We start from the raw sequence: 26,312 nt of genomic DNA on the forward strand, positions 1-26,312 counted from the left end.
CTCAGTACGAGAAGGCCATCGGCCGGTCGGCGTCACGATCGTCGCCGCCGATCTTCTTGGGCGGGTTGAGGTCGGCCTCCGTCAGCTCGGGCGGGCCGAGCTTGACGTACTTCACCAGCAGCTTGACCTCGATCACGGCGAGCACCGCGTAGAGCAGGGTGAAGATGATCATCGAGGTGAGCACCTCGCCCTGGGAGACCCCGGGGGAGACCGCGTCCTCGGTGCGCAGCACTCCGTAGACGACCCACGGCTGCCGGCCCATCTCGGTGAAGATCCAGCCCCAGGAGGTGGCGATCAGCGGGAAGGTCATGGTCCACAGCGCGACGATCCAGTACCAGCGGCTGAAGCGGGCGCCCAGGGGCTTCTTCCGGAAGAGCACCAGGTTCGGCACTTCGTCCTCACCGGTCCGCAGCGCCGGCGGCAGCAGGAACTTCTTGCGGGTCAGCCAGAGCCCCAGCAGTCCGATGGCGAAGGACGCCATGCCGAAGCCGATCATCCAGCGGAAGCCCCAGTAGGCGACCGGGATGTTGGGCCGGTAGTCGCCGGGCCCGTACTTCTCCTGCTCCGCCTTGTTGACGTCGTTGATGCCGGGGACGTACGAGTCGAAGTCGCCGTTGGCGAGGAAGGACAGTATCCCCGGGATCTCCAGCGCGACCTCGTTGTGCCCCTTGTCCACGTCCCCGTAGGCGAAGAGGGAGAACGGAGCCGGCGCCTCGCCGTCCCACAGGGCCTCGGCGGCGGCCATCTTCATCGGCTGCTGCTTGAACATCACCTTGCCGAGGAAGTCGCCGCTGACCGCGGTGAGCAGTCCGGCCGCGATCACGGTCACCAGGCCGAGCCGCAGCGAGGTGCGCATCACCGGCACGTGCTTCTTGCGGGCCAGGTGGTACGCGGCGATGCCGACCATGAACGCGCCGCCGACGAGGAAGGCGGCGGTGATGGTGTGGAAGAACTGGGTGACGGCGGTGTCCTGCGACAGCACCTTCCAGAAGTCGGTCAGCTCGGCCCGGCCGCGCTGCTCGTTGATGCGGTAGCCGACCGGGTGCTGCATCCAGGAGTTGGCGGCCAGGATGAAGTACGCGGAGAGCACGGTGCCGATCGAGACCATCCAGATGCAGGCCAGGTGGATCTTCTTCGGCAGCTTGTCCCAGCCGAAGATCCACAGCCCGATGAAGGTGGACTCGAAGAAGAAGGCGATCAGCGCTTCGAAGGCGAGCGGGGCGCCGAAGATGTCGCCGACGAAGCGGGAGTAGTCGGACCAGTTCATGCCGAACTGGAACTCCTGCACGATGCCGGTGACGACACCCATGGCGATGTTGATCAGGAAGAGCTTGCCCCAGAACTTGGTCGCCTTGAGGTACTTCTCCTTGTTCGTCCGGACCCAGGCGGTCTGGAGCCCCGCGGTGAGGGCGGCGAGGGAGATCGTCAGCGGTACGAAGAGGAAGTGATACACGGTCGTGATGCCGAACTGCCATCGCGCCAAGGTCTCCGGCGCCAGAGCCAAGTCCACGTCGTCATCTCCTTACATCGACGAGGTCGATCGGCAGTTTGCCTGGTTAATCCCGCTCATTGCGGGACGAACGAGACACGCTTGTGAAAGCGTTCACATTCACATGAGATTATGTCTCATACGAAATCCGGACTGATGACCGGGGGGTACCTCTTGACGCGACCGCCGCCCGGAGGCTAGAGCGCACCTGCTCGGAAACACAGCGGTGGCCCGGGTCCCCACCGGGAACCCGGGCCACCGCGAAGCCGTCAGGCCGCCATCAGGAGTGGGCCCGCCGAGGGCGGGCCGGCGTCACACCTCCCGGTGGAAGACCTCCGCCACGTGCAGGAACAGATCGTTGGCCTCCGGCTCCCCGATCGTGATCCGCACCCCCTCGCCCGGGAACGGCCGCACCGTCACCCCGGCCCGCTCGCACGCCGCCGCGAAGTCCGCCGTCCGCTCCCCGAGCCGCAGCCAGACGAAGTTCGCCTGGGTCTGCGGCACCGTCCACCCCTGCTTGACCAGGCAGTCGTACACCCGTGTCCGCTCGCACACCAGCGCCCCGACCCGCCCCAGCAGCTCGTCCTCGGCCCGCAGCGAAGCCACCGCGGCGTTCTGCGCGAGCTGCGTCACGCCGAACGGCACCGCCGTCTTGCGCAGCGCCTCCGCCACCGGCTCGTGGGCGATCGCGAAGCCCACCCGCAGCCCCGCCAGCCCGTACGCCTTGGAGAACGTCCGCAGCACCGCCACATTGGGCCGGTCCCGGTAGAGCTCCACGCCGTCCGGCACCTCGGCGTCCCGGATGAACTCCCGGTACGCCTCGTCCAGGACCACCAGGACGTCCGAGGGCACCCGGTCGAGGAACCGTTCCAGCGCCGCCCGGCGCACCACCGTGCCGGTCGGGTTGTTCGGGTTGCAGACGAAGATCAGCCGGGTCCGGTCGGTGATCGCGTCGGCCATCGCGTCCAGGTCGTGCACGTCCCCGGCGGTCAGCGGCACCTGCACCGACGTCGCCCCGCTGATCTGCGTGACGATCGGGTACGCCTCGAAGGAGCGCCACGCGTACATCACCTCGTCGCCCGGGCCGGCGGTCGACTGGACCAACTGCTGCGCGATCCCGACCGACCCCGTCCCGGTCGCCAGGTGGGTGACGGGCACCCCGAAGCGGTTCGACAGCTCCTCCATCAGCGAGGTGCACGCCATGTCCGGGTAGCGGTTGAACTCGTGCGCCGCGGCGAGCACGTCCTCCAGCACGCCGGGCAGCGGCGGATAGGGGTTCTCGTTGGACGACAGCTTGTACCCGACGGGGCCGCCGGCGGCCGCGGGCCTGCCCGGCTTGTAGGTGGGGATGCCGTCCAGCTCGGCGCGCAACTTCGGGCTCGTCTCGCTCACCGCAGGTCCTCTCCTCGACCGTCCGACCGTTGCCCGGAAACCCGTCCGGCAACCAATGCTCCTCACCTTATGAGGATTCGACTCCGCTGCGAAGGTCACCGCGGACCGCACCCGAGGAGGGGGAGCGCTCGTTTTCCGGGCGCGCGCCTGCGGTTCGCTCCGTGTCGCGCGTCCCCCGTAGAGGTGAGTTGCGACCTCCCAGGCATGGCGATCCTTCGGCAGGTCAGGCCCGTAGAACACCGCACCCGACCTGTAGTCGGCCACCAAGTCCCTTATTTTCCAAGGCAGTTCATGGTTTATGATCATGCAGAATCGTGCCTGTCAACGACTGACAGCACGAGCGGCCCGACCCCCCACGTGAGCCCTAATATCGGCTCGCCATGACAGCAGCAGGGAAGCACCAGGTGAGCCGGACGGACACATCCCGCCGGGGAAGCCGGCAAGGTCGGGCGGGCATTCGAGACGTCGCCGCCGCCGCCGGTGTCTCCATCACGACCGTCTCGGACGCGCTGAACGGAAAGGGCCGCCTCCCGGACGCCACCCGCAGACACGTCCGCGAAGTGGCCGACCGGCTCGGTTACCGCCCGTCGGCGGCAGCCCGCACCCTCCGTACGGGCAAGTCGGGCCTCATCGGCCTGACCGTCACCACGTACGGGGATGAACCTTTCACCTTCACCGAGTTCGCCTACTTCGCCGAGATGGCGCGGGCCGCGACCTCCGCCGCGCTCGCCCGCGGCTACGCCCTCGTCATCCTCCCGGCGACTTCGCGCCACGACGTCTGGTCGAACGTCGCACTGGACGGCACCGTCGTCATCGACCCCTCCGACCACGACCCCGTCGTCACCGAGCTGGTGCGCCAGGGCCTGCCCGTCGTCTCCGACGGCCGCCCCGCCGGCACCCTCCCGGTCACGGCCTGGGTCGACAACGACCACGAGGCCGCCGTCCTCGACCTGCTGGACCACCTCGCCGACGCCGGCGCCCGCCGCATCGGCCTGCTCACCGGCACCACCACGGACACCTACACCCGGCTCTCCACCACCGCCTACCTGAGCTGGTGCGAGCGCGTCGGCCAGGACCCGGTGTACGAGTCGTACCCGGCCCACGACCCGTGCGCGGGCGCCGTCGCAGCCGACCGGCTGCTCGCCCGTCCGGACCGGCCGGACGCCGTCTACGGACTCTTCGACCCCAACGGCACCGACCTGCTCGCCGCGGCCCGCCGCTACGGCCTGCGCGTCCCCGACGACCTGCTGCTGGTCTGCTGCAGCGAGTCGACGGTGTACGCCACCACCGAGCCGCCCATCACCACGCTCTCCCTCAAGCCGCGCCGAATCGGCACGGCGGTCGTCCAACTCCTGATCGACGCCATCGAGGGGATCGACGAGGACCGGCCGGTCGAGCAGGTGATACCAACGGAGTTGATCATCCGGACGTCCTCACAGCGCCGCTCCCCGCGGACGACCGTGAGCGCGCCGCGCTCCCCGTCACCGGACTAGGTCCTCAGCAACCGGAGGAATCGGGATCCGCCGAGCGTCCCCAATTAGGGCCCTATTGGGGCGAAACAGCCGACGTGTCAGGGGTGCGGCTGGATTCACCACCCCTGGTGCGTCACACAGCGCGGACCTCATTCCTATGATGGGCGCACGACACCGCGGACCACCCCGACCAGGCTGGGCCGAAAGGTGAACGGCGGCGCGACGGTGGTGGAGGGGTCGATGACTCAGGGGGCCGGTCAGGGACCCGTGGTGCGTACGGCGACGTTGCGCGATTTCCGCGTTCCGCCGTACGCACAGGTACCCGTTCAGTCGGAGGCATCGCCTCCCGAACCGCAAGCGCAACAGGAACCGCAGCAACAGGAACCGCAGCAGCAAGATCCGCAGCAGGAGTCACCGAGCTACGGCGAGCCCCAGCCGTACGCGGAGCACCCGCCCCACGCCTCCCACCCGGGAGACCACCCCGGCAACGCCCTGCCCGACGACGAGCTGCCGGAGGGCTACACCCCCACCGAGCGCGACCTCCCGGTCATCAGCCGCAGCAGGCCCGACGACCTCACCGTCCAGCTCCAGCCCGGCGCGACCGCCGCCGCCGCGCCCGCAGCCGAGGGCCCCGGCCCGCTGTACGTCGTCGGCGACGTCCACGGCTACCTCGACGAACTCGTCGCCGCCCTCGCCGCCCAGGGCCTGATCGACGCCGACGGCAAGTGGGCCGCCGGCAACACCCGCCTCTGGTTCCTCGGCGACTTCACCGACCGCGGCCCCGACGGCATCGGCGTCATCGACCTGGTGATGCGGCTCTCCGCCGAGGCCGCCGCCGCCGGCGGCTACTGCAAGGCCCTGATGGGCAACCACGAACTGCTGCTCCTCGGCGCCAAGCGGTTCTCCGACACCCCGGTCAACTCCGGCGCCGGCACCGCCACCTTCCAGGCGGCCTGGCTGCTCAACGGCGGCCAGAAGAACGACATGGACCGGCTCCAGGACGTCCACCTCCAGTGGATGTCCCGGCTGGACGCCGTCGTCGAGGAGGACGGCCACCTGCTGCTGCACTCCGACACCACCGCGTACCTGGAGTACGGCGAGACCATCGAGGACGTGAACGACACCGTCCACGAGATCCTCACCCGCAACGACGCCGACGAGTGCTGGGACCTCTTCCGCAAGATGACCAAGCGGTTCGCCTTCCGGGACGAGGAGGCGGGCCCGCTCGCGGTGCGCGAGCTGCTCTCCGCGTACGGCGGCAACCGGATCGTGCACGGTCACAGCCCCATTCCGTATCTGCTCGGCGAGGTCGGCACGGAGGACGGCGAGGACGGGGACCGCCCCGTGGTCGAGGGGCCGCACGTGTACGCGGACGGGTTGGCGATCGCCATGGACGGCGGTGTGACGATGGCCGGAAAGCTGCTGGTCGTCCAGCTTCCGCTACCCGCCTGACGCAAGCCGGGTACGCGTTTTATCTCAACCCCTGTCACTCCGTGCCGTAACCGCTCTACCATCGGCTTGTCCGACGCAGGCACTCCTCCACCAACGCCCAATCGCCCGTCCGGTACGGGTGGTTCCGGCCTTACGGAGCATCGGGGGATGCACATGAACAGCGCTCCGCACCTACAGAACGAGGACCGCGCCGAGTTCGAGCGCCTCCTCGAAGACGCCCTGCGCAACGCCCATGAGCGGCCCGATCTCGCCACCGTGGGGCAACGCCTGAACGCGGCACAGCTGCGCACGATGGCGCTGAACGCCACGGCGCTGATCACCGCCTCCGCCGCGCCCGAGTACGAGCACTACGTCAGGATCCGCGAAGAGGCCCGCTCGCCGACCGCCGCGGGCGACCGGGACCGGCCCAGGATCCACGTCGCCGGCGACGGCAGCGGCGCCGGCTTCGCGGCCGTGGTCGCGGTGCTCGCCCCGGTCCTCGCCGGCATCGCCGCGCTGCTGTTCCTGCTGGTCGGGTACGTCCTCAAGATGCTCGACCCGCCGCCGTCGTTCGCCCAGGCCCTGGTGTCGGCCGGCTGGTTCTTCGCCGCCCTCACCGCGGCGGCGATCCTGTACGCGGGGGTCGGCCTGTTGCGCACCGCGCTGCGCAACAGCGCTACGCAACTGCCGGCGGAGGAGTTGTCGAACGAACTCCCCGACGAGGTGGCGCGCGCCAAGGACGCCTGGCTCCACGCGGTGCTGGAGCGCGGCGTCCTGCCGTTCCTCCGGATCGCGTTGGAGGACCCGGCCGTGGACCCGGTGTCCGGTGCGCCGCCGCGGCCGGTGACCCGGATGCCGAAGGTGGGGTACGACAGCCCGGACTACTCCAGTCCGAGCGAGGGCAAGTCGGCGGGGCAGCGGCCCACCTTCACCAGCCCCGACTTCACCAGCCCGGACTTCGGGGGGCCCGAGAACCGCCCGGAGTGACCGCGCGGTGTCGGGGCGACGTCGCGGTACGGGGGTGCGGCGCGCGCCGCACCCCACGCCCGTCGGGGCGCCCCGGGGGGCGGGCGGCCCCGTCAACCCGGCGGCCCCGGGGGGGGCGGGGCGGGTGGGGGGGCGGGGGCGGGGCGCCGGGGGGGGGGTGGTGGTGCGCCCCCCGGGGGGCCGCCCGCCCCCCGCGGGCCCCCCGGGGGTGGGCCCCCCCCCGCCCCCCGGGGGGGGGGGCGGGGGGGGGGGGGGGCGGCGGGGGGGGGGGGGGGGGCCGCCCCCCCCCCCCCCCCACGCCCGTCGGGCCGACCGGTGGACCGGTCGGCCCAGTCAACCGGTCGGCCCGGTCGGCGGCGTGCAGGTCATTCGGCCATCGGCAGGTACACCCTGTTGCCGCTCGCCGCGAACTCCTTGGACTTCTGGAGCATCCCCTCGGTGATCTCCTCCGCCGTCGCGTCCGCCGACGCCGCCCCGCCGAACTGCTCCGAGATGGACTGGCTGATCTTCATCGAGCAGAACTTCGGGCCGCACATCGAGCAGAAGTGCGCCGTCTTCGCCGGCTCGGCCGGCAGCGTCTCGTCGTGGAACTCCCGTGCGGTGTCCGGGTCGAGCGCCAGGTTGAACTGGTCCTCCCAGCGGAACTCGAACCGCGCGTCGGAGAGCGCGTCGTCCCACTCCTGCGCCCCCGGGTGCCCCTTGGCGAGGTCCGCCGCGTGCGCCGCGATCTTGTACGTGATCACTCCGGTCTTCACGTCGTCCCGGTTGGGCAGCCCCAGGTGCTCCTTGGGCGTCACGTAACAGAGCATGGCCGTGCCCCACCAGGCGATCATCGCCGCGCCGATGCCGGAGGTGATGTGGTCGTACGCCGGCGCCACGTCCGTGGTGAGCGGGCCGAGGGTGTAGAACGGCGCCTCCTCGCAGATCTCCTGCTGGAGGTCGATGTTCTCCTTGATCTTGTGCATGGGCACGTGACCGGGGCCCTCGATCATGGTCTGCACGTTCATCCGCTTGGCGATCTTGTTGAGCTCGCCGAGCGTCTTCAGCTCGGCGAACTGCGCCTCGTCGTTGGCGTCCGCGATGGAGCCGGGCCGCAGCCCGTCACCGAGGGAGTACGTCACGTCGTACGCGGCGAGGATCTCGCACAGCTCCTCGAAGTGCTCGTACAGGAACGACTCCTTGTGGTGCGCCAGGCACCAGGCGGCCATGATCGAGCCGCCGCGGGAGACGATGCCGGTCTTGCGGCGGGCGGTGAGCGGCACGTACCGCAGCAGTACGCCGGCGTGCACCGTCATGTAGTCGACGCCCTGCTCGGCCTGCTCGATCACGGTGTCCTTGTAGATCTCCCAGGTCAGCTCCTCGGCCTTGCCGTCGACCTTCTCCAGCGCCTGGTACAGCGGCACGGTGCCGATCGGCACGGGGGAGTTGCGCAGCACCCACTCCCGGGTGGTGTGGATGTTGCGGCCGGTGGACAGGTCCATGACGGTGTCGGCGCCCCAGCGGGTGGCCCAGGTCATCTTCTCCACCTCCTCCTCGATGGAGGAGGTCACGGCGGAGTTGCCGATGTTGGCGTTGACCTTCACCAGGAACCGCTTGCCGATGATCATCGGCTCGATCTCCGGGTGGTTGACGTTGGCCGGCAGCACGGCGCGGCCGGCCGCGATCTCCTCCCGCACGACCTCGGGGGAGACGTTCTCCCGCAGGGCGACGAACTCCATCTCGGGGGTGATCTCGCCGCGGCGGGCGTAGGCGAGTTGGGTCACCGGCCGGCCGTCCCGGCCGCGGCGCGGCTGGCGCGGGCGCCCGGGGAAGACCGCGTCGAGGTTGCGCAGCCCGCCGCGGGGCGAGGTGTGCTTGATCCCGTCGTCCTCGGGGCGAACGGGGCGGCCCGCGTACTCCTCGGTGTCGCCGCGGGCGACGATCCAGCTCTCGCGCAGCGGGACCAGACCGCGGCGCACGTCGGTCTCGACGGTGGGGTCGGTGTACGGGCCGGAGGTGTCGTACAGCGTCACGTCCCGGCCGTTGGTGAGGTGCACCTGACGGACCGGCACCCGCAGGTCGGGGCGGGAACCCCCGACGTACGCCTTGTGCCAGCCCGGTGTGCGCTCGCCGTCGACAGCGGGTTCGACGGCAGGCGTGCGTGCGTCCTGAACGGTCATGGAAGACCTACTCCCTACGCCGGCATTACCCGGTAACAGGTTCGGCGGTCGACGCAGCGGTGTCCGGGACGTGTGGCGTGCCGGCGCTTTCGCGATCGGCCCTGCAGTACGTCTACGGAGGTCAGCGCCCTCTCAGCCCGGTGCTCCGAGCTCCCGCGTGTGCAAAGGTGGCACCACGCTAGCGTCATTTCTGGCGTGCTGGCCAGGGGGCCCCTGCCGTTCTTGCGATGATCGGTCGGTGACCTCACCACCGCCCGGCCCCCAGCAGGGTCCTGCTCCCCAGCCCGCGCCCGGCCATGAACACGGCCACCAACACGGCCCTGGACACGGCCACGGACACGGACACAGCCACGGGCACGGGCCCGCCGCGCCCGTCTCGCGGCATCTGCGCCGGGTCATCGCCGCGGTGCTGATCCCTTTCGCCACGGCGGTCGTCGTGGGTCTCGCCATCCTCTGGCCCGGCTCGGCGCCCGGCCACGAGCGCACCGGCGTGGGCTTCGACCGACAGACCGAACAGGCCACGGTGACCCGGATCGAGCGGATCGACTGCAAGTCCGTGAACTCCGCCCAGGTGCCGCCGACCGGCGACGCCAGCACGCCCCAGGGCCGCGAGGCGATCGCCGCGCAGCAGGGCGAGTGCAAGAAGGCCACCATCACGATCGACTCCGGCCAGCACAAGGGCCGCGCCTTCGCGGAGATCGTCCAGCCCGACGCGGTGCGGCAGTTGGAGAAGGGGCAGGAGGTGGTGGTGGCGTACGCGCCGGACGCGCCGCCGGACCTTCAGTACGCCGTCATCGACGTGAACCGGAAGGTTCCGCTGGCGGTGGTGGCCGGGATCTTCGCCCTCGCGGTGGTGCTGGTGGGGCGGATGCGCGGGGTGATGGCGCTGATTGCGCTGGTGATCTCGTTCGCCGTACTGACGCTGTTCATCCTGCCGGCGATCTTGGAGGGGTCCAACCCGCTGGTCGTCGCGGTGGTCGGGGCGAGCGCCATCATGCTGATCGCGCTCTACATGTGTCACGGGCTGACGGCGCGCACCTCGGTCGCGGTCCTCGGGACGCTGATCTCGCTGCTGTTGATCGGGCTGCTCGGTTCGATCTTCATCGAGTGGGCGGTGCTGTCGGGCAACACCGACGACAACACCGGTCTGATCCACGGTCTCTATCCGGAGATCGACATGAGCGGTCTGCTGCTGGCGGGCGTCATCATCGGCTCGCTCGGGGTGCTCGACGACGTGACGGTCACCCAGACCTCGGCCGTGTGGGAGTTGCGGCAGGCCGATCCGGGGATGGGGCCGCGGGCGCTGTACCGCGCGGCCATCCGGATCGGTCGCGACCACATCGCCTCCGTGGTGAACACGTTGGTGCTCGCCTACGCGGGTGCCGCGCTGCCGTTGTTGCTGCTCTTCACCATCGCGCAGAGCGGGGTGGCGACGGTCGCCAACAGCGAGTTGGTGGCGGAGGAGATCGTCCGGACCCTCGTGGGGTCGATCGGACTGGTCGCTTCGGTCCCGGTGACCACCGCGCTCGCGGCGCTGGTGGTCTCCGCCGACCGTCCGCAGGCGGGTGGGGCGGCGGTGCCCGCGAGCCGTGGTTCGGGCCGGGGCCGGCGCCGCAAGAAGTAGCTGCGCGGGCCGGTCGGCCCGAAGGAGCGACGGCGCGGCCCGGCCAGCCGGGCGAGGGGGCGGCGCGGGCCGGTCAGCCGGCGTTCTCCCCGGTGAGGATGGACCTGAGCACCTGTTCCAGGTCGGTGTCGAAGTCGCCGAAGGCCCGCTCCTGACCGAGCGGGACCAGTCGGTCGGTGCGGTCCAGGAAGGCGACCACGGGGGCGGCGCTGACCTGGAAGAGCGCGCAGTCCCCGCCGACCTGGAGCCGGATGCCCAGGTCGGCGAGTTCGCCGGGGCCCATCGGGGCGATGTGCACGTCGCCGTCCCCGCTCGGTCCGACGATGCCGTCGAGCAGCAGGTCACGGCTGAACGCCCAGGTCACCGGGGCGTCGCCGGGCAGGTGGAAGGTCATCCGCACGGCGTACGGATCCTCGATCTCGTAGCGGAGCTCCACCGGGATCCGGAACGAGAGCTCCTCGGAGACAAGGAAGTTCATCAGGACCTCGGCCTGGACCGACTCGTCGCGCATCGTGTACCCCGCAGTGAAGGAGGCCCGGATCGGGCCTGGTTGGCAGCCTTCTGGATGAAGTCAGCAGAAAACGGGTCAGGAAGGATACCCCTGAGCCTCTTCCCACAATCGTGCTGTATGCGACCAGAGGACTACAAGGAGTGATTTTTCAGATACTGATAGAGGAGGCGAGGGAACCCAGCAAACGGCCTATCCCCGTCCTCAGTTGCTCGATCGCCGGGAGCAATCGTTCCTCCTGATCGAGCGGCAGCGATATCGCCATCGCCGCGGCGACGTCGGAGTCGCAGTCGGAGCTGGGCCCGGTGGCGGAGCCGGCGCCGGTGGCGATGGGGATGGCGGCGCAGACCGTGCCGACCGCGTACTCCTGCCGCTCGATCACGGGGTCCGCGCAACCCCTCGTCGCGAGCCGGTCCAGCAGGGCGCGCCGGTCCGGTACGGAGTGCGGCGTCAGGGGGCGCACGGGGTAGCGGTCGAGGTGGTCGAGGAGGGCCGCGTCGTCGAGTTGGCCGAGCAGGCACTGCCCGAGGGCGTGCGCATGGCCGGTCGCACGGAATTCGGCCCACTCGCGGACGGCGGGGGCGTGCGGTGCGTCGGCGATGCCGGTGATGTCGATCTCGCCCTCGCGGTAGACCGCGAAGTAGACGGGCACGCCGATCGCGTCCCGCCAGTGCTCCAGCGAACCTTCGAGCTCGTCGCGACGGTGCTGCACCGCCCCGCCCACCGGACCCAGCCGATCCAGGGCGTCCCCGAGCACGAACACCCCCTTCTCCCGGCGCAGATACCCCTCGTGCGCCAGGGTGCGCAGCAGGTGGTACGCGGTGGGCAGGGGGAGGCGGGCCTGTCGGGCCAGCACCTTCGCGGGCGCGCCGGCCGGATGACGGGAGGCCGCCTCCAGCAGCCTGAGCGCCCGCTGCACGGATGTGATCAGGGTGGGGGGAGCACCCTCGCTCGCCGCCGTGGCCACGAATCACCCCCAGAACATGGTGACGGGCGACTCGCCCGCCCGCGGGGGCCGTCCCCGTGGATCCGCCGTGCCGGGCCGCCCGGGTTCCCCCGTCCCCCCTCACGGGGGAGCGCTCGTGGGCGCACAACAGGGCGCACTAGGGGTGGTGAAACCGGGTGCCCAGCGGCGGACTGCCACTGTAGTGGCCATTCAACCAACTAGGCCCTGCGTTGGCTCCGGGTTCCCTCGCCTGGGTTAAAGCTGTACCGCGCAGTGGTTACCAGTCCCCGCGGGAGTTCGATGATCCCTTGAACTTCCGTACGACAAAGATGAGTCCGCCGATGAGGGCGACGAACGCCAGCATCTTGAAGAGCAGACCGATCACGAAGCCGACGACGTTCGCTATCAGGCCGCCGAAGACCGCGAGCGCTACCAGCGGGAGCGCGATCCACTTCACCCACCACGGCAAACCGGCGAAGATCTCCCGTACCGCCATCGTCGTCCCTGCCTTTCCCACTCGGGCGCTGCCGCTGCTACTCGACAACTGCCGTTTCGCTCGGTGGCAGCGCCGCTGTCCTCGGGCACTGCCGTCTCCACTGTCCCCTTCGATGCTAGGCGGACCGGGGGCGGCACGGGCGGCCCGTGGCCCTTGATCTCCCCTGACCCGTCCCTTAGGGCATCCCGGAGGGGCGCCTCAGCTCTCCGGAGGAGAGAAGACCACCAGCACCCGTAGGTCCTCGGTGATGTGGTGGAACTTGTGCGCCACTCCGGCCGGAACGTAGATCACGCTGCCGCGCGCCACCGCGGTGGTCTCCATGCCGACGGTGATCGAGGCGCGACCGCTCACCACGAAGTACACCTCGTCCTGGCGGTGGGGCTGCTGGGGGTCGGCGGTGCCCGCGTCGAGCGCGTACAACCCGACCGACATGTTCCGCTCCCGCAGGAACTGGAGGTACGCACCGTCGTTCGCGGCCCGTTCCGCTTCCAGTTCGTCCAGCCGGAATGCCTTCATCGTGCTCCGCCCTGCTGTCGTGTCCGATCACGTCAGCCACGATCAGACACAGGAAGGCAAGCGCCGTCAAGACGGGCCACGGGGGCACCGGGAGGGGGTACCGGAGGGCGCCCCGGCTGTCCGTTCGGCGGCGCCGTCGCGCAGTATGGCGCAGGAGCGCGCGGGCGCACAGTGACGTCAGAGCGACGAGAGGAGCGTGACGGGCCATGGACGAGGGCATCGGCGACGGTACGAGGGCCGTACGGGCAGGGCTCCCCAAGCCGGTGAAGTACGAGCCGCCCCTCCCGGGCCCCGTCTTCGCCGCCCACTACCACCTGCCCGGCGAGCCGACCGGCCCGTACACCTACGGCCGCGACACCAACCCGACCTGGACCCATCTGGAACAGGCCATCGGGGAACTGGAGGCGCCGGGCGAGGCCGTGGAGACGGTGGTCTTCTCCTCCGGGATGGCCGCGATCTCCGCCGTCCTCTTCTCCCGGCTGCGCGCCGGCGACACCGCGGTGCTGCCCAGCGACGGCTACCAGGCCCTGCCGCTGGTGCGCGAGCAGTTGGAGGCGTACGGGATCGAGGTCAGGACCGCGCGGACCGGCGGCGACGCCCAGCTCGCGGCGCTGGACGGCGCCGACCTGCTGTGGATCGAGACCCCGTCCAACCCCGAGCTGGACGTGTGCGACGTGCGCCGGCTCGTCGCCGCCGCGCACGCGCAGGGAACGCTGGTCGCCGTGGACAACACCCTGGCGACCCCGCTCGCCCAGCGGCCGCTGTCGCTGGGCGCCGACTACTCCGTCGCCAGCGACACCAAGGGCATGACCGGCCACGGAGATCTCCTGCTCGGCCATGTGACCTGCCGGGACCCGGAGCTGGCGGCCGGCGTGCGGCACTGGCGGAAGGTCGTCGGGGCGATCCCCGGCCCGATGGAGACCTGGTTGGCGCACCGCTCGTTGGCCACGCTGCACCTGCGGATCGAGCGCCAGTGCGCGAACGCGCTGGCCCTCGCCCGGGCGTTGGGCGGCCGGCCGGAGGTGACGGGGCTGCGCTACCCCGGCCTCGTGGACGACCCCTCGTACCGCCTCGCCACCGCGCAGATGCGTCGGTACGGCGGCGTGCTCTCGTTCGTGCTGCCCGACCGCGAGCACGCGGAGCGCTTCCTCGACGCGCTGCGGCTGGTCGACGACGCCACCAGCTTCGGCGGGGTGCGCTCCTCGGCGGAACGGCGCGGGCGCTGGGGCGGGGACGCGGTGCCGGCGGGCTTCATCCGGCTGTCCGCCGGTGCGGAGGACACCGAAGACCTGATCGCCGACGTGCTGCGCGCGCTGGACGAAGCAGCGGCGTAGCCGTGTCGCGGCATGCGGGACGGGCGGTCCGAACCTCCCCCCTCATGGCTCGGACCGCCCCGGTTCATCCCCCCGAAGAACCGCCCGAACAAGGCTAGTTGACTCTGCGTCAGTGTCCAATCACAGTAGCGACAGCAACCTATCGACTTATTTATAGTTGTCCGGTCCGCGGACATCGTCGTCAACGGATGCAGTCGGTCAGGAGGCGCTCGGCATGGATCTGGCGCTGCTGCGCACCTTCGTCACGGTGCACCGGGCCGGTTCGTTCACCCGCGCAGCCGCTCTCCTCGGGCTCTCCCAGCCCGCGGTGACCGGTCAGATACGCACGCTGGAGCGACAACTCGGGAAACCGCTGTTCCTGCGCCAGGCCAGGGGCGTCACCCCCACCACCATCGGGGACGAGTTGGCCCATCGTGCGGCGCCCCACCTGGACGCCCTGGTGGAGATCACCGAAGCGAGGCTGGACGAGGAGTCCGGCGTCCGCACCCTGCACCTCGTGGGGCCCCCGGAATTCACCTCGATACGGGCGCTGCCCGCCCTCACCCCGCTGATAGCCCAAGGGCTCGCCCTGCGCGCGTCGTTCGGGAACGCCGAGGCCGCGATGGACGGGCTGGCCGCCGGACACCACGATCTGGCCATCACCACCGCCCGACCGCGCGGCAAACTGCTGACCTCGACTCCGCTCTGCGACGAGGAACACGTGCTGGTGGCCTCCCCGCGCTGGGCGGCCCGGCTGGGCCCCGACGTGCTGCGCGGCGGGCACGTGGTGCTGGAACAGCTGCCGGTGGTCGAGGTGCACGAGTCGCTGCCCCTGGTCTCGCGCTACTGGTCCGCCGTCTTCGAGTCCCGGCCCGCCGCCGCGGGGACGGTGATCGTGCCCGATCTGCGCGCCGTGCTGGAGACCGCGGCCTCCGGCGCCGGGCTGGCCGTGCTGCCGCGCTATCTGTGCGAGGACGCCCTGAGGGACGGCCGGGTGGTGGCGCTGCTCGACCCGCCGGTCCCACCGCTGCGCACGTACTTCCTCGCGGTGCGCACCGGGACGCTCGCCCTGCCGCACATCGCCCGGGCCCACGAGTGGCTGATGCGCGCCGCCCACGAGTGGTGACCGTCCCCGTCGACGGGCGGTGACCCCGCGCGACCGCGGGACGACCGAGTGCTCCGGGAGTTTCAGAGCGGTCGGCACGGGCCATGGTCCAGACATGACCGAACGGCCCGTGGTCAAGCGCACCGCACGCGCCATTCTGCTCGACGGCAACGATCTGATCCTGATCAAGCGGACCAAACCCGGCGTCGATCCGTACTGGCTGACGCCGGGCGGCGGCGTGGAGCCCGAGGACGCCACCGTCGTCGACGCCCTGCACCGCGAGGTGGACGAGGAACTGGGTGCCAAGATCACCGATGTGGTCCCTTGCTTCGTCGACACCGTGGAGCACATCGCGGGCGGCGGCGTGACCGGAGTGAAGGTCCAGCACTTCTTCGTCTGCCGGCTGGCGTCCATGGATCCCTCCCGTCGACACGGCCCCGAGGTCGACGACCCCATAGGGACGTACGAGATCGTCCGGGTGCCCTTCAGCCGGATGGGCATCGCCGGGGTCCATCTCGTACCGCTCTCCCTGCGGCACTACCTCGACGGCAACATCGAAGGGGTACGGGCGATGCACGCGCCCGACTTGGGCTGAACCCCGGACCGGGCTGAGGTACGGCCCCGGCCGAACCCCGGCCCGCGGCCCACCTGCGCCCCGACCCGCTGGCCGGAGCGCGGCCTCCTGGTGGAGCAGCGGGCCCGGTCATGCGTACGCCGAGGCTCGTACGGGCGGTTACTCCCGCTGTCGGACGCGATGAGCGGGACGTCCGCGGCACGGTGTTTCACGTGAAACCACTCAAACGCCCGGTACGCCGGAGCCTTCTCGTCGTCCACGTCTGTGCGGCGGCCGGCTGGCTCGGACTCACCCTCGGTCTGCTCGCCCTGGCCGTCACGGCGCTCACCACCGAGTCCACCACCACGGTCGGCGCCGCCGTCCGGTCGATGAAGGTGTTCACGGACTGGCTGGTGCTTCCGCTCGCGCTGCTGACGCTGCTCAGCGGGCTCGTGCTCGCAGTGGGCACGCCCTGGGGGCTGGCCCGGCACCGCTGGGTGGTGATCAAGTTCTGGCTCACCCTGGGCACCGTCACCGCCTCGGTCTTCGCCCTGCGGCCCGGAGTCAACGAGGCGGTGGAGACCGTCTCCGAGAACGCCGCCCTGGCCTCCCCCACGGATCTGGTGGCCGGCCCGATCGTCTCCTTGAGCGCGTATCTGTTCATGACCGTGGTCTCGATCCTCAAGCCCTGGGGTCCGACCCGCCGCGGCCGACGGTTGCGGGCCGAGATCAGTTCCAGGAAAACACTGGACGAGCGATCACCGAGGCAGACAGTCTGACCCCTATGTCGACAGCGCTGCCCGAGCTACCCATCCGCCGCCTCACCAGGGACGACCTCACTCTCTGCGCCGACCTCTCCGAGGAGCGGGGCTGGGCGCGCGACGAGGGCGGGTGGGGACTGCTGCTGGCGGCGGGCACCGGATTCGGCATCGACGACCCCGCGGGGAAGGGGCTGGCGGCCTGCTACGTGGTGACGTCCTACGGCCCTCGGCTCGCCGCCGTCGGCAAGCTGCTGGTCGCCACCGCGTACGAGCGGCAGGGCTTCGGCAGCCGGCTGATGCGTCATGCGCTGGCGGCCGCCGACCAGACCCAACTACTGCTGTACGCGACCGCGTACGGCCAACCCGTCTACCAGAGGCTGGGGTTCATCGAGGTCGGACGGGTCGAGCAGTTCCACGGACGGCTCCGTGACGCGGCGGTGGACGCACCGGCGGGCCTCGTCACACGGCGGGCGATGGCCGAGGACATCCCGGAGGTCGTCCGGCTGGACGCCGAGTGCTTCGGGGTGGACCGCACGTCGATGATCACGCGGCTGCCCGCCGCCGTCGACCAGATGTGGGTGGCGGAGGAGGACGGCGCACTCGTCGGCTACGCGGCGAGTTGGCCGGGCGCCAGCTCCACCATCGCCCCGGTCACCGCACGGGACAGCCGCACGGCCCGGGCCCTCATCGCGTCGCTCGCCCGCAGCACGGCCGAACCGCTCCGGATGCACGTCGACGTCCGCCACAAGGAGGTGCTGGACTGGGTGCGGGAGAGCGGTCTGGAGTCGGTCGGCGCCACGGTCACCATGACCCACGGCGGCGGCGAACTCCCGGGCGACTGGCGGCGCTGCTTCGCCCCGCTCTCCCTGGCGACGGGCTGACGGGCTGACGGGCTGACGGACCGACGGACTTGAGGGGCTGACCGGCTTGAGGTTCTGGCGGGCTTGAGGGTCCGACCGGCTTCTGGGGCGGCGGCCCGACGGGCGGGGACCAGCGGGCCGCCGAGCGTCCCCGCGTACCCTGCGGACCATGAGCGACCTGGAGATACGCCCCGCAGCGACCACCGACATCCCGGCCATCGTGGCGATGCTCGCCGATGATCCGCTGGGCGCCCAGCGGGAGTCCCCGGACGACCTCGCCCCGTACCGCACCGCCTTCGAGCGCCTGGCGGCCGATCCTCACCAGCACCTCATGGTGGCCGTACGCGAAGGGCGCGTCGTCGGCACGCTGCAACTCACCGTCATCCCGGGGCTGTCCCGACGCGGTGCCACCCGCTCCGTCATCGAGGGCGTCCGCGTCCACGCCGACGAGCGCGGCAGCGGGCTGGGAAGCCGGCTGATCGAGTGGGCCGTCGAGGAGTCCCGCCGGCTGGATTGCCAGTTGGTCCAGTTGACCTCGGACGCCACCCGCAAGGACGCCCATCGCTTCTACGAGCGGCTCGGCTTCGAAGCCTCGCACGTCGGCTTCAAGCTCTCCCTCTGACGCCTCTGAGTCTCTCTGGCGTACGAGATCGACATCGGGTGGAGTGCCGTGTTTCACGTGAAACATGGCACTCCGCCCGACACGGCACCCGCGAACGGCCCGCCGGAGCGTCAGTGCGCGAGCCCCCGCCAGCCCTCCGGGTCGACCCCGCCGGGTACGCCCGCGTCCGGCTCGTAGGGCTCCCGGGTGAAGACGAACGACGCCAGGTCCAGATGCCGGACCGAGCCGTCGTCCCGGCGCACCACGCGCAGCGTCTCCCCCGCGTAGTACCCGTTCCGGCCGATCCACGTGCCGTCGGCCCGGGGAGCGAACCGGGCCCCGCGGCCGTAGTCGTTCAGCGGCTGGAGCTCCACCTCCCGCTCGGGGTGCAGCCGCAGCCCGTACGGCTTGGTCCCCCAGTACCAGGTCCCGGTGAGCGCCAGCAGCTCCGGGTCGACCTCCGGCAGCGGTCGCCAGGGCGCGGGGAGCCGCGGCTCGGCCTCCGCCACGATCCGTACGAGTTCGGCCGTGACGGCCCAGGGCTGGGGCCCCGAGGTGGCGTTGGCGAGGGCCGCGGCGACGACCCCGTCCGCCGGGCTCACCAACAGCCCGGCGACGAATCCGGGCAGCGAACCGAAGTGCCCGATCAAGGTGCGCCCGTCGATCTGGAAGACCTGGAGCCCGAGCCCGTAGGTGCTGCCCCACTCACCGGCCTCCAGGGGCGCGGCGGGCACCGCCATCTCCCGTACGGACGCCGCGCTCAGCACCCGCTCGTCGCCCTCGGCGAGGAAGGCGCCGAAGCGGCAGAGGTCGCCCACGGTCGACCACATCTGACCGGCCGGGGCCATCAGCCCGAGGTCCTCGACCGGTTCGGGCAGCAGGGCGTCGGCCCACGGGTGCACCGCCCAGCCCTCCGCGTACGGGGCCACGGGCCGTACGCCCGTGCGCTCCAGGCCCAGCGGCCGGAGGACCTCGCGCTCCAGCACCTCGGCCCACGACTCCCCGCGCACCGCCTCCACCAGCGAACCGAGGAGGGTGTAGCCGGGGTTGGAGTAGTGGAAGCGGCGGCCGACGGGGTGCTTGCCCGGGTCATCGCCCAGGACGTCCGCGAGCCCGGGCCGCAGCGCGGCCGGGGTCCGCTCCCACCAGGGAGCCGGCGTCTCGGCGCCCAGACCGGCGCTGTGGCCGAGGAGCTGGGCGATCGTCACCTCCCCGACTCCGGTGTCCGGCAGGTGCTTCTCCAGGGGGTCTTCGAGGTCGAGCAGCCCTTCGTCGCGCAGCCTCATCACCAGCACGGCGGTGAAGGTCTTGGTGATCGAACCGATGCGGTACTGGGTGTCGGCGTTCTGCGCGTCGCCTTCGGCGGCGGAGCGGGCGGCGCTCCACACGAGCCGCCCCTCCCGGGCGACCCCGGCGACGAGGGCGGGCGTGCGCCCCTCCGTCTGAGCGGTGGCGACGTGGTGCAGCAGGGCGCGTTCTGTGGTGGGGAGCAGCCGCTCCGACAGGGATGAGGTCATGCCACAGGTCTATCTCACCGCTGTACCCCACACGCAAAGGCTTTCCGCCCCCGCCTTCCCGCTCGACGACCGTGCGCTGCGGGTAATTGCGCTGCGGCGGTCTTACGGCTCGTGCTAGACAGCCTCGCCATGAGCGATCTCGTAACGGAGCGATTGGTGCTGCACCCGCTGACCGCCGAGGAGGCGGAGCGGCTGAACGCCGGCACCCCGGGCGAAGGAGCCCGCTGGGCGGCCGACTACCCGATGGAAGACGACAGATCCGCGGCCCGGCGCTATCTGCACAGCCTCACCGCGGACCCCGACACCCCCCACCCCGGAGCCTTCGAGATCCGGCTCCGGGAGGACGGATCCGCCATCGGCGGCGCCGACTTCCACGGTCCGCCGGACGCGCAGGGCGCCGTCACCATCGGCTACGGACTGGTCCCGTCGGCCCGCGGCCACGGCTACGCCGCCGAGGCCCTGCGGGAACTCCTCGCGTTCGCGCAGCGCTCCGGCATCGCCCGCGTGAAGGCCGACGCCGACCACCGCAACGTCGCCTCGCACCGGGTGATGGCCTCCGCCGGCATGCGGCTGGTCGGCACGGACGACCGCGTCCGCTACTACGAGACGGCCTGGGGCGCGCCGCCCGGGGTCGCCCCTTCCGCGGCCCATCTGACCAACACGGCGAACGCCTACGACGCCATCGCGGTCCAGTACACGGAGTTGACCCAAGGCGTGCTCGCCGCGTTCCCGCTGGACCGTGCGTTCCTCGACGCGTTCGCCGACACGGTGCTGGCGAACGGCGCCGGCCGGGTGGCCGAGTTGGGGTGCGGCCCGGGATACGTGGCCGCGCACCTGGCGGGGCGCGGGCTGGACGTCTTCGGCGTCGACCTCTCGCCGACGATGGTCGACATCGCCCGCGCGACCTATCCCGGGGTGCGGTTCGACGTCGGCTCGATGGACGCGCTGGACCTGCCGGCGGGGGCGCTGAACGGCATCGTCTGCTGGTACTCGACCATCCACGCGCCGCCCGAGGTGATGCCCACCTACCTGGCCGAGTTCCGTCGGCTGCTGACGCCGGGCGGCCATCTGGCGATCGGCTTCATCGAGTCCGAGGGCGGGCCGCTCACGTCCTTCGACCACAAGGTGGTCGAGGCGTACCGCTGGCCCGTCGACGAGTTGGCCGGGCTCGCCGGCGACGCCGGGTTCGTCGAGGTGGGCCGGATGCTGCGCGAGCCGGCCGAAGACGAACGCTTCCGCCGCGGCAACCTGCTGCTCCGGCGGAACTAGCCCGGCCCGCAGACGCGGCGACGGCCGGCCCGGGCGCGGTGCCCGGGCCGACCGGCCGGCAGTGGTGCGCGGCGCGTCACGCCGCCTTGGAGAGGGTGGAGCGGTCCTTGCCGGGCGCCTGGCGGGCGGGGATCGCGGGGGTGGTGACGACCTTCGGTCCGTCGTGGCGCGGCCAGAGGAGGAGGGCGCCGGCCGCGCCCGCCGCGGCGAGGACGGCGAGGACGGACCAGGCGGCGGTGAAGCCGGCGCTGGTGCCGAGCCATCCGGCGACCGGGTAGGTGACCAGCCAGGCCAGGTGCGACAGGGAGAACTGGGCCGCGAACGCCTCGGGGATCTCGTTGCGCCCGACGGAGGCGCGCAGGACCTTGCCGGTCGGCGTGACGATCAGCGCCATGCCCACCCCGATCACGGTCCAGATCGCCGCCGTGCCGATCCAGGTGGTGAGGCCGGTGGCGATGAGCGTGACCGCGGCTGCCGTGCCGGCGACGAGGACTCCGGCGCCGGTCGTCATCACGGTGCGGGCGGCGACCCGGTCGAGCACCCGGGGGAGTGCGAGGGCGGCCAGCAGGGTGCCGGTGCCGGAGGCGGCGAGCATCCAGGCGACGTGGGACTGCGAGCCGCCGAGTTCGTCCCGGACGTAGTTGACGGTGTTGACGACGACGATCGAGCCGGCCGCCGCGACCACCAGGTTGAGCGCCATGATGCCGCGCAGCCGCGGGGTCCTGAAGAAGGTCTTGATGCCGGCTGCCGCCTTGTCCCACGCCTTGGTGTGGGCGCTGGGGCGGGCGTCCGGGATGCGCGTCGACAGGACGAGCAGGGCGGAGACGAGGAAGCCCGCGGAGGTGCCGAGGAACAGCCAGTCGAAGCTCATGAACGTCAGGGCGACGGCGGCCAGCACGGGGCTGAGCAGGCTCTCCATGGTGTAGGCGACCTGGGAAGCGGACAGCGCTCGCGTGTAGTCGGCCTCGTCGGTGACGATGTCGGGGATGACGGCCTGGAAGGTCGGGGTGAAGGCCGCGGAGGCGGCCTGGAGCAGGCCGATCAGCACGTACACGTGCCAGACCTCGGTGATCAGGGGCAGTGCGAGGACCACCGCACCGCGGACCACGTCGAGGAGGAAGAGGAGGGTCCTTCTGGGGAGCCGGTCGACGTACGCGGCGGCCAGCGGGGCGATGACCACGTACATGACCATCTTGATCGTCAGGGCGGTGCCGAGCACCATGCCGGCGCGCGGGCCGGCGAGGTCGTAGGCGAGGAGCCCGAGGGCCACCGTGGTCAGCCCGGTCCCGAAGAGCGCGATGACCTGGGCGCCGAACAGATGGCGGTAGTCGCGGATGGCGAACAGTCGCATGGCGGGTTCCTTCCGTTTCCATGCGGCGGGGCACGGCCCCGGGGTGGCGGCCGTGCCCCGCGGGTACAGGCGGGGTCGTTGTTCCTAGGCACCGGCGTCACTCCCCGGTGTGAGACCGGCGAGGAGGTTGAACGCGCCGGTGAGGACGTTGAGTGCGACGACGCCGACGACGTCGGCTATCGCGCGGTCGCTGAAGCCGTGCTCGCGCAGTGCGCCGACCTGTTCGTCGGTGATCGACGTCGGCTCGCGGTGGACCTGGAGGGCGAGGGCGACGATCGCGGCGGTGGCGGGGTCGGCCGAGGTGCCCTCGCGGGCCCGCTCGATCTCGTCCTCGTCCACTCCCAGGGCGCGGGCGGCACTGACGTGCGCTTCGAGGCAGAGCCCGCAGCCCTGGTGGGCCTGGATCGCGATGGAGATCCGTTCGCTGGTCCTGCGGTCGAGCTTGGCGCGGCCCATCGCCCGGCTGAGCTGGAGGTATCCCCCCAGTACGGCCGGTGAGTGCGCCATCGTGGAGACCATGTCACCGAGCTGGCCGTGGTGACGGGAGGCCAGCTCGGCGAGGAGGTCGCGCGAGGCGCCGACCGCCGTGTCTGGCGTGAGTCGGGTCAGGCGGGGCATGAAGCTCCTCCCTTCGGTGTGATCAGTGGTGCGCGTGGGCGCCGTGGTGGTGGCCGGCGTGGCCGGCGGGCGCGGCCTTGGAGGCCGTCGAAGTCGTCGGGGCCTTTGCGGTCGTCGGCACGGTGAACTCGGCCGTCCGGACGACGCCTTCGTGCTGGAAGTCCAGGTACAGCCGGTAGGTGCCGGCCGAAGGTGCGACCGCGGTGAAGACGATCTCCGGCCCCGGCGCGGTGGTGCCGTCGCCCGGCTCGCCCTCCGGGTGCACGTGGAGGTAGCCGAGGTCGCCGACGCGCAGCGCCACCAGGTGTCCGTACGCGGCCAGGTACGGCTGCAGGTCGGTGACGGGGCGCCCGTCCCGGCTGACGGTGAGGGTCAGCTCGCTCGCCTCGCCCGGCAGGAGCGCGCCGTCGAGCGTGACCGCGTACTCACCGATCCGCGCGGTCCCGGTGGCCTCGGGGAGCGGCTGCGGGTCGTACGCGCCGGCGACCGCGACGTCGATCCCCAGCGTCATGGTGCCGTCGTGGCCGACCGGGTGGACGTCGGCGAAGAACCTCCAGTCCCCCGGCTCCAGTGCGAGCTCGACGCTCCAGTTGCCCTCCTCGTCCTTCACCGGGTGCACGTGCTGGAACCCGGCCGTGTCCCGTCGCACGGCGATGAAGTGCAGCTCCTTCTCGTGCTCGGGCGTGAACTCGGTCACCGCCCGCCCGTCGGGGCCGATCACCCGGAAGCGGACGGGCTGCACACCCGCGGTGCGGATCGTGGAGTCGAGCTCCAGCGTGTACCCGTGCTGGGACACCGACAGCCCACCGGGCTGGCCGCCGCCGTGACCTGCGTGCGCACCGTGACCTGCGTGTCCGGCGTGGGCACCGTGGCCCGCGTGGTCGGCCTGGCCGTGGTGACCGGAGTGGTTCTGCATGACGTCTCCCCTGTGTGTGATGCGCCTGCCGGCGCCCCGTCCGCTCAGGACGTGATCCACACTGTATACCCCCGGGGGGTATGTAGGCGAGCTTTGGAGGCAGAAATTTTTCCGCGGCCCCCAAGGCCCCCCTCACCACGGCGCCGCCACCCCGCGGAGCGCCCCGTCAGCCCTGGTCACCCGGCAAGGTGGGTCGGGGGCCGCACGCCACGGCGGCCGCCTTCGGCACCCGGAAGCCGCCGATCTCCCGTTCGAGCAGTTCGGCCAGGAGCAGCGGGGTGCGGTCCTCGTGCATCGGGCCGATGAGCTGCACTCCCACCGGCAGCCCCACGGGAGACAGCCCCGCCGGCACCGCGGTGGCGGGCAGGCCGGGCATGGTGGCCAGACCGGCCCAGACGAGTTGGTCGAAGAACTGCCACTCGACGCCGTCGATGTCGATCCGGCGCTCCAGCAGATCGGGGTCGCGGTCGTGCGGGAACGCGGGCGTGGGCGACACGGGACAGACCACGGCGTCGAACTCGGCGAAGAACTGCCGCCAGCCGTGCCGGTGCACCTCGCGACGGCCGTTGACCTCGATCCACTCCCGGTGGCTGAGCACCATGCCGCGCAACCGCGCCGCGGCCAGGCTCCGGTCCTCCGCGCCCAGTCGGGCGACGCGGGCTCGCACCTGCTCGATCGCCTCGACGGGGAAGTGCGCGACGGACCCCGAGCACAGCAACTGCATGTAGAGCAGCGCCGCTTCGGTCAGATCGGGCAGCAGCGGACTGGCCCGTTCGACCCGGGCGCCGCCCTTGACGAGCGCCTCGACCACCCGGGCCACGCCCGCCCGCACGGCGGCCCCGGTCGCGATGAGCGGATGCTCGTCCAGGACCAGGACCCGGAAGTCGCGGAGCCGGTCGTGGCGCGCCGGCGGCAGCGTCACCTGGTGCGCGACTCCGAACGTCAGCGGGTCCGGCCCGGCCATGACGTCCAGCAGCAGCGTGAGGTCGCGGGCGGTGCGCGCCATCGGACCGACGACGGCGAGGTCGAGCTCGGTCGGCAGGGCCGGCGCGCCCGGCAGCACCATGCCGCGGCTGGCCGCGAGGCCCAGGGTCGGTTTGTGCCCGTAGACGCCGCAGAAGTGCGCTGGAGCGCGCAGCGAGCCGGCGAGGTCGGAGCCGATGGACAGCGCGCCGAACCCGGCCGCCAGGGCCGCCGCCGATCCACCGGAGGACCCGCCCGGCGTACGACTGCGGTCCCACGGGTTGTTGGTGGTGCCGTAGATCCCGTTGAAGCTCTGCCAGTCCTGTAGCCCCACCGGCACGTTGGTCTTGCCGAGCACCACCGCGCCCGCGGCCTTGAGCCGGGACACCTGCACCGCGTCCTCGTCCGGCACGTGGTCCCGGTGCGCCGGCATCCCCCAGGTGGTGGGCAGTCCGGCGATGTTGAAGGACTCCTTGACGGTCACCGGGATGCCGAGCAGCGGCCGTTCCTCGCCGCGGGCGAGCGCCCGGTCCGCGTCACGCGCGGCGGCCCGCGCCCGGTCGAAGTCCGGCACGCAGATCGCGTTGATCGTCTCGTCGTCGCGCTCGATGCGGGCGATCGCCTCGTCGGTCAGTTCCACCGAGGTCACTTCGCCCGCGCGCAGGGAGGCCGAAATCGCTTCGGCCGAAAGGAAGTTCCGATCCATGCCAGCGGACGGTACGGGGCCGCGCGGGAGGCCATAAAACCCCATGCGGGACAAGGGGCCGACGCCGTCGGGGTCCTGCCGACAGCCGTGCGCGCCGTGCCGCGGATCACGACGTCACTCCGGGTGAGCGGCTGTCAGGCGCAGCGAGCCGTCGAGCCCCTTCCCCGCACCGTGCGAGCGGTCGATGTCGAACGCCGAGGTCTCAAGCCGGTGTCGGCTTCGCTAAGCCGTTGCCCGCCGGACTCGGTAGTTCCAGCGAGTGAGTGACCGGACGACGGTTTCGGCACCGACGGGGTTGGCGCTGTGCACGAAGACCGTTCCGATCTGGAAGGGCCGTCCGTTGAAGGCGGCTTCTTCCATGAGGGCCACCACGGGGATGATGGTGTCCTCGCCCCCGAGATCGTGGTCGAGCCAGAGTTCGTCGATGAAGCCGTCGCGATGCTCTTGCAGAAGCTGGATGCCTTCTCGGCTGGTGCGGGCAATCCGGGTCGCTCTGGGGAGTGGCCGGATGTCGTCTACGCCAAGGACGACAGGCGTCGGTGCGGTTGGGTCTTCGTCCATCTGGTCATCATCACAGCGAAGCCCCCGCGAGAACCGCGGCCAGTGACGACTGCGTAGCCAGTGCCCCAGGTGCCGCCGGCACCGCGCAGAGCACGGCGGGGTCCTGCCTGGCCGCGGTCGGGGTAGCCCAGGCACCCGGAGTTCAACCTGCCGACCTGCGAATCTCGGTCCAGCGTCGGCGCCGACTTCCATCCGACG

General features: G+C 71.3%; 24 protein-coding genes, 1 pseudogene and 1 riboswitch. Of the genes and pseudogenes, 12 read left to right on the forward strand and 13 right to left on the reverse strand.

Features of this window, described 5'->3' with window-relative positions:
• Position 1: 1 nt before the first annotated feature.
• Both ACH4E8_RS23415 and hisC read right to left on the reverse strand, forming a co-directional pair.
• A complete protein-coding gene (locus ACH4E8_RS23415; RefSeq protein WP_398451153.1) occupies positions 2 to 1,510 on the reverse strand; it encodes a cytochrome ubiquinol oxidase subunit I in 1,509 nt (502 codons plus the stop codon).
• A 291-nt stretch (positions 1,511 to 1,801) separates the two neighbouring features.
• Positions 1,802 to 2,881 (reverse strand): histidinol-phosphate transaminase, encoded by a 1,080-nt coding sequence (gene hisC, locus ACH4E8_RS23420; protein WP_398451155.1) that lies wholly within the window; start codon positions 2,879 to 2,881, stop codon positions 1,802 to 1,804.
• A gap of 380 nt (positions 2,882 to 3,261) precedes the next feature.
• Between hisC and ACH4E8_RS23425 the strand changes: the two genes are divergently transcribed.
• The 3 genes from ACH4E8_RS23425 to ACH4E8_RS23435 all read left to right on the forward strand — a co-directional run bounded on the left by ACH4E8_RS23425 (position 3,262) and on the right by ACH4E8_RS23435 (position 6,771).
• Positions 3,262 to 4,374 carry a LacI family DNA-binding transcriptional regulator gene (locus ACH4E8_RS23425; RefSeq protein ID WP_361536233.1) on the forward strand — a complete coding sequence of 371 codons (1,113 nt, stop codon included), beginning with the start codon at positions 3,262 to 3,264 and terminating at the stop codon, positions 4,372 to 4,374.
• Between the two features lie 219 nt (positions 4,375 to 4,593).
• A complete protein-coding gene (locus tag ACH4E8_RS23430; protein ID WP_398451157.1) occupies positions 4,594 to 5,805 on the forward strand; it encodes a metallophosphoesterase in 1,212 nt (403 codons plus the stop codon).
• Between the two features lie 147 nt (positions 5,806 to 5,952).
• Complete coding sequence (locus tag ACH4E8_RS23435; protein ID WP_398451159.1) at positions 5,953 to 6,771, forward strand: hypothetical protein; 819 nt, start codon at positions 5,953 to 5,955, stop codon at positions 6,769 to 6,771.
• 365 nt (positions 6,772 to 7,136) lie between these two features.
• Here the strand turns inward: ACH4E8_RS23435 and thiC are convergent, their stop codons facing one another.
• A complete protein-coding gene (thiC, locus tag ACH4E8_RS23440; protein WP_398451161.1) occupies positions 7,137 to 8,930 on the reverse strand; it encodes a phosphomethylpyrimidine synthase ThiC in 1,794 nt (597 codons plus the stop codon).
• Positions 8,925 to 9,097, reverse strand: a riboswitch (TPP riboswitch). Its footprint overlaps the gene before it by 6 nt.
• Positions 9,098 to 9,168: 71 nt before the next feature.
• Between thiC and ACH4E8_RS23445 the strand changes: the two genes are divergently transcribed.
• On the forward strand, positions 9,169 to 10,554 hold the full coding sequence (locus tag ACH4E8_RS23445) for a YibE/F family protein (RefSeq protein WP_398451163.1): 1,386 nt from the start codon (positions 9,169 to 9,171) through the stop codon (positions 10,552 to 10,554).
• Positions 10,555 to 10,627: 73 nt separating this feature from the next.
• Here ACH4E8_RS23445 and ACH4E8_RS23450 read toward each other — a convergent pair whose 3' ends face one another.
• From ACH4E8_RS23450 to ACH4E8_RS23465, 4 genes are all read right to left on the reverse strand, one after another.
• The gene (locus tag ACH4E8_RS23450) at positions 10,628 to 11,065 is read right to left on the reverse strand and encodes an SsgA family sporulation/cell division regulator (protein ID WP_398451165.1); all 438 of its coding nucleotides are present in this window, start codon (positions 11,063 to 11,065) and stop codon (positions 10,628 to 10,630) included.
• A gap of 148 nt (positions 11,066 to 11,213) precedes the next feature.
• Entirely contained in the window at positions 11,214 to 11,981 is a 768-nt protein-coding gene (locus ACH4E8_RS23455; RefSeq protein ID WP_398451167.1) for an IclR family transcriptional regulator, read from the reverse strand.
• A gap of 304 nt (positions 11,982 to 12,285) precedes the next feature.
• Positions 12,286 to 12,504 carry a DUF5326 family protein gene (locus ACH4E8_RS23460; protein WP_398451169.1) on the reverse strand — a complete coding sequence of 73 codons (219 nt, stop codon included), beginning with the start codon at positions 12,502 to 12,504 and terminating at the stop codon, positions 12,286 to 12,288.
• A 198-nt stretch (positions 12,505 to 12,702) separates the two neighbouring features.
• A complete protein-coding gene (locus ACH4E8_RS23465) occupies positions 12,703 to 13,020 on the reverse strand; it encodes a cupin domain-containing protein (RefSeq protein ID WP_398451171.1) in 318 nt (105 codons plus the stop codon).
• Positions 13,021 to 13,226: 206 nt separating this feature from the next.
• Here ACH4E8_RS23465 and ACH4E8_RS23470 point away from each other — a divergent pair, with 206 nt between their 5' ends.
• The 6 genes from ACH4E8_RS23470 (at position 13,227) to ACH4E8_RS23495 (ending at position 18,234) form a co-directional block, all read left to right on the forward strand.
• Positions 13,227 to 14,354, forward strand: a complete 1,128-nt coding sequence (locus ACH4E8_RS23470; protein WP_398451173.1) for a cystathionine gamma-lyase — start codon at positions 13,227 to 13,229, stop codon at positions 14,352 to 14,354.
• Between the two features lie 214 nt (positions 14,355 to 14,568).
• Positions 14,569 to 15,459, forward strand: coding sequence for a LysR family transcriptional regulator (locus ACH4E8_RS23475; RefSeq protein ID WP_398451175.1), 891 nt, complete (start codon positions 14,569 to 14,571; stop codon positions 15,457 to 15,459).
• A 94-nt stretch (positions 15,460 to 15,553) separates the two neighbouring features.
• Positions 15,554 to 16,033, forward strand: a complete 480-nt coding sequence (locus ACH4E8_RS23480; RefSeq protein WP_398451177.1) for an NUDIX domain-containing protein — start codon at positions 15,554 to 15,556, stop codon at positions 16,031 to 16,033.
• A 191-nt stretch (positions 16,034 to 16,224) separates the two neighbouring features.
• A complete protein-coding gene (locus ACH4E8_RS23485; protein WP_398451179.1) occupies positions 16,225 to 16,770 on the forward strand; it encodes a DUF2269 domain-containing protein in 546 nt (181 codons plus the stop codon).
• Positions 16,771 to 16,775: 5 nt separating this feature from the next.
• Complete coding sequence (locus ACH4E8_RS23490; protein ID WP_398451180.1) at positions 16,776 to 17,633, forward strand: GNAT family N-acetyltransferase; 858 nt, start codon at positions 16,776 to 16,778, stop codon at positions 17,631 to 17,633.
• A gap of 148 nt (positions 17,634 to 17,781) precedes the next feature.
• Positions 17,782 to 18,234, forward strand: a complete 453-nt coding sequence (locus tag ACH4E8_RS23495; protein ID WP_398451182.1) for a GNAT family N-acetyltransferase — start codon at positions 17,782 to 17,784, stop codon at positions 18,232 to 18,234.
• Positions 18,235 to 18,344: 110 nt separating this feature from the next.
• Here ACH4E8_RS23495 and ACH4E8_RS23500 read toward each other — a convergent pair whose 3' ends face one another.
• The gene (locus ACH4E8_RS23500) at positions 18,345 to 19,730 is read right to left on the reverse strand and encodes a serine hydrolase domain-containing protein (RefSeq protein ID WP_398451184.1); all 1,386 of its coding nucleotides are present in this window, start codon (positions 19,728 to 19,730) and stop codon (positions 18,345 to 18,347) included.
• 129 nt (positions 19,731 to 19,859) lie between these two features.
• Between ACH4E8_RS23500 and ACH4E8_RS23505 the strand changes: the two are divergent.
• Together ACH4E8_RS23505 and ACH4E8_RS23510 are read left to right on the forward strand one after the other, a co-directional pair.
• A pseudogene (locus ACH4E8_RS23505) lies at positions 19,860 to 20,288 on the forward strand (GNAT family N-acetyltransferase); the annotation flags it as partial.
• A gap of 123 nt (positions 20,289 to 20,411) precedes the next feature.
• Positions 20,412 to 20,999: a class I SAM-dependent methyltransferase gene (locus ACH4E8_RS23510; protein WP_398451309.1), complete on the forward strand. Its 588-nt coding sequence runs from the start codon at positions 20,412 to 20,414 to the stop codon at positions 20,997 to 20,999.
• Between the two features lie 76 nt (positions 21,000 to 21,075).
• Here the strand turns inward: ACH4E8_RS23510 and ACH4E8_RS23515 are convergent, their stop codons facing one another.
• The 5 genes from ACH4E8_RS23515 to ACH4E8_RS23535 all read right to left on the reverse strand — a co-directional run bounded on the left by ACH4E8_RS23515 (position 21,076) and on the right by ACH4E8_RS23535 (position 26,114).
• Positions 21,076 to 22,350 carry an MFS transporter gene (locus ACH4E8_RS23515; RefSeq protein ID WP_398451185.1) on the reverse strand — a complete coding sequence of 425 codons (1,275 nt, stop codon included), beginning with the start codon at positions 22,348 to 22,350 and terminating at the stop codon, positions 21,076 to 21,078.
• Between the two features lie 84 nt (positions 22,351 to 22,434).
• On the reverse strand, positions 22,435 to 22,968 hold the full coding sequence (locus ACH4E8_RS23520; RefSeq protein ID WP_398451187.1) for a carboxymuconolactone decarboxylase family protein: 534 nt from the start codon (positions 22,966 to 22,968) through the stop codon (positions 22,435 to 22,437).
• Between the two features lie 22 nt (positions 22,969 to 22,990).
• Positions 22,991 to 23,884 carry a hypothetical protein gene (locus tag ACH4E8_RS23525; protein WP_398451189.1) on the reverse strand — a complete coding sequence of 298 codons (894 nt, stop codon included), beginning with the start codon at positions 23,882 to 23,884 and terminating at the stop codon, positions 22,991 to 22,993.
• Positions 23,885 to 24,050: 166 nt separating this feature from the next.
• Positions 24,051 to 25,553, reverse strand: a complete 1,503-nt coding sequence (locus ACH4E8_RS23530) for an amidase (protein WP_398451191.1) — start codon at positions 25,551 to 25,553, stop codon at positions 24,051 to 24,053.
• Positions 25,554 to 25,775: 222 nt separating this feature from the next.
• Complete coding sequence (locus tag ACH4E8_RS23535; protein WP_398451193.1) at positions 25,776 to 26,114, reverse strand: cyclic-phosphate processing receiver domain-containing protein; 339 nt, start codon at positions 26,112 to 26,114, stop codon at positions 25,776 to 25,778.
• Positions 26,115 to 26,312: the final 198 nt, after the last annotated feature.

The organism is Streptomyces sp. NPDC017979, from assembly GCF_044328175.1.
In the GTDB taxonomy this organism is placed as follows: Bacteria; Actinomycetota; Actinomycetes; order Streptomycetales; family Streptomycetaceae; genus Streptomyces.